Genomic DNA, 344 nt, shown 5'->3' with positions numbered 1-344 from the left:
CGTTGGAACCACCTGATCCCATCCCGAACTCAGTAGTGAAACGACGCATCGCCGATGGTAGTGTGGAGTTTCTCCATGTGAGAGTAGGTCATCGTCAAGCTCCTATCCCAAAGCCCCGGTCAGCTTCGCTGTCCGGGGCTTTGCCTATTAGTGTAAGCACATGATTTGTGCTTGCTGCTGACGAGGGTCGAGACTCTCAGAAGCCAGGCGATTGAGTAGAAAAGAAATTTTCGAAAATAAAGCTTGACGAAAGATGAGGTTAGCGTAGAATGCGCGCCTCGGTTGAGACGAAAGCCTTAACCAACTGCTCTTTAACAAGTTGAATCAAGCAATTCGTGTGGGTG

Annotated in this window: 1 rRNA gene; it reads left to right on the top strand. The window is 49.4% G+C overall.

Going from position 1 to position 344, the window contains the following annotated elements:
* Positions 1–100, top strand: a 5S ribosomal RNA gene (gene rrf / locus ACNFH5_RS30595); the annotation flags it as partial.
* Between the last annotated feature and the right edge of the window lie 244 nt (positions 101–344).

Source organism: Pseudomonas sp. NY15435, assembly GCF_048068295.1.
Lineage (GTDB): Bacteria > Pseudomonadota > Gammaproteobacteria > Pseudomonadales > Pseudomonadaceae > Pseudomonas.
This window is presented reverse-complemented; position numbering and strand designations above follow the sequence as displayed.